Origin of the sequence: Mesorhizobium sp. (assembly GCF_005063415.1) — a bacterium.
GTDB lineage: Bacteria > Pseudomonadota > Alphaproteobacteria > Rhizobiales > Rhizobiaceae > Mesorhizobium.
The window spans coordinates 1-2,610 of record NZ_SUEG01000181.1; the positions used below are offsets into that span (position 1 = coordinate 1).

The following is a 2,610-nucleotide window of genomic DNA, read 5'->3' on the forward strand; positions in this document are numbered from 1 at the left end:
GCCCAGGCCAGCGCCAGCGTCACCTGAACCGTCAGTGGCGCCACCAGATTGAGCAGCAGATGCCGTGTCACGATGTAGTTCGAGCTGCTGCCGAACGTGCGGGCCGCGTCGACGAACTCGCGCTCCTTGAGCGACAGAGCCGGGCCGCGCACGACGCGCGTGAAGATCGGCGTGTAGACGATAGCGATGGCAATGACGCTGGTCGAGGTTCCCGGTCCCGCAACCGCGACGATCAGCAGCGCCAGCAGGATCGCCGGGAACGCCAGCAGAACGTCCATGATGCGCATCACCAGGCCGTCCCAGCGGCGCCCGAACCAGGCTGCCGCCAGCCCGAGCACCGTGCCGGCCAGTGTCGCGAAGGCGACCGAAAAGAAGGCCACGATGAAGGACTGGCCGATCCCGGTCATCAGCCGACTTGCGACATCGCGGCCGAACAGGTCCGTGCCCATCCAGTAGGTGCCGTCAGGCGCATGCAGCCGCTCGACCCGGTGCTGCGTCAGCGGATTGTCCGGCGTCAGTCCCAGCATGCCAAGCATGGCAAGCAGCAGATAAAGCGCAACGATGGCACCGCCGATGCGGCCGCTGGTGTGCGCAAGTATAGCCCGCAATGTCGCCATCAGTGCTCGCTTAGCCGGATACGCGGGTCGAGCGCGACATAGGCGAGGTCGACGAGGAGATTGACGATCATGAAGTTGAAGGCGATGAACAGCACGCTTCCCTGCACCAGCGCGTAGTCGCGCTGCAGGATGGCATCCAGAACCATGCGGCCGAGACCGGGCAGTGCATAGATCTGCTCGACGATGACTGCTCCGCCCAGGAGATAGCCGAACTCTATGCCGCTCAGCGTCACGACCGGGATGAGCGCGTTGGGCAAAGCATGCCGCCAGATGACGTCTCGCGCCGAAACGCCCTTGCTGCGCGCTGTCCTGACATAATCGTCGCTGAGCACATCGAGCATCGCCGAACGCGATATACGGGTCACCGAAGCCGCGAAGGCAAAACCGAGCGTCACGGCGGGCAGCAACAGCTGGCCGAGATTGCGCAGCGGATCCTGCCACAGCGGCGAAAACTCACCCATCGCCGGCAAAACGCCAAACCCCGCCGACAGCGTGTAGATGATCAGCAGGGCAAGGACGAAGTTCGGCGTCGACTGCCCGATCATTGCGACAACGCGCACGCCGAGGTCGGACAGCTTTTCATTATGAGTGGCGGCAAAGATCCCGGCCGGCATGCCGACAACCAGGGCGATGACCATCGACAGCAGGGCGAGCTCCAACGTTAGCGGGAAACGCTCGAGGATGACGTCGAGCACCGGCCTGCCATAGGTGGACGAAATGCCGAGGTTACATTGGAAAAGACCAAGCAGCCAGCGCCAGTACTGGATGAACCAGGGCTGGTCGATGCCGAAATAAGCTGCAAGCGCATCGCGCTGCTGCGGCGTCAGCAGGCCGGCTTCGGTCCCCAGCATTGCCGTGATCGAATCGCCCGGAACCATCCGGATCGCCAGGAACACCACGATGGACACGCCAAGCAGGACGAGAGGGAAGGTCGCCAGTCGGCGCATCAGATAGTTCACGCGAAGAATGTCCTCTCGTCCGGCATCGAAGCAGCTACTGGATCGTCACCTTGGCGAGGCTGAACAGCGAACCTGTCGGCACCGGTTCGAATCCTGCGATATTCTTCTGCTGTGCCGTGTAGCTGTAGGACGTGTAGAGCCAGATCCAGGGCGACATCTCAGTGATGTGCTTCTCGAAGTCGGCGAAGATCGCTTTGCGTGCTGCCGGGTCGGTCTCGGTGCGGCCCTTCTGCATAAGGCTGTCCAGCGTATCGTCGATATAGTTCGCCACCTTCTGCAGATTGCCGGTCTTGGTCCAGTAGCGGTTGTACATAGTGTAGGGATCGGCCCTGCCGCCGTTCAGCGCGACGGCCATGTCGAAATCGCCCTTCAGCCAGGCATCGACGTAGACGTTGAGCTCCATCATTTTGATGTCGAGCTTGACGCCGATTTCTGCGAGTTGCGACTGGATGACCTGGGCTTCCGCCGCTGCCGTCGGCGGCTCGCCGGTGGCGCCGATCACGGTCGCCGAAAAGCCGTCGGCATAGCCGGCTTCGGCCATCAACTGCTTGGCCTTCTCAATGTCGCGCTTATAGCAGAACAACTGGTTCGGATCGGTCGCCAGCGCCGGGATGGTCAGCGGGCCGGTGATCTTGCCTTCGCCGAGCGAGGCGGTGTCCAGCACTTCCTGCCGGTCGATGGCGCAGGAAATCGCCTGACGCACCTTGAGTTCGGTCATCGGCTTGCGGGAAGGATTGAGCTGCAGCACGTGATAGGCAAGCACCGGCACGCGGTTCAACTGCAGGCTGGCTTCCTTGGGCACCAGAGTGGCGACAAGCGGATCGTTGAGCAGGGCAAAATCGATCTGCTTGGTGCGCATCGCCGCCAGGATCGCCGTCTCGTCCGGCAGCACGCTGATCTCGATGCCGTCGACACCACTCGCGCCGCCCGCCCAATCCTTGTTGGCGACAAGCACTTCCTTGGAATTCGGATCCCATTTTTCCAACTTGAACGGACCCGAGCCGACCGTTGTCGTGCCGATCGAGCCGGCCGCG

General features: G+C 62.6%; 3 protein-coding genes. All 3 read right to left on the minus strand.

Going from position 1 to position 2,610, the window contains the following annotated elements:
* Positions 1-617, minus strand: a 617-nt coding sequence (locus E5W70_RS28475; RefSeq protein ID WP_292664640.1) for an ABC transporter permease, incomplete at its 3' end; no start/stop codon positions are given.
* A complete protein-coding gene (locus E5W70_RS28480) occupies positions 617-1,576 on the minus strand; it encodes an ABC transporter permease (protein ID WP_292664641.1) in 960 nt (319 codons plus the stop codon). The genes E5W70_RS28480 and E5W70_RS28475, both read right to left, overlap by 1 nt.
* 34 nt (positions 1,577-1,610) lie before the next feature.
* Positions 1,611-2,610: ABC transporter substrate-binding protein (locus E5W70_RS28485; protein WP_292664642.1), on the minus strand; the 1,000-nt coding region annotated here is incomplete at its 5' end.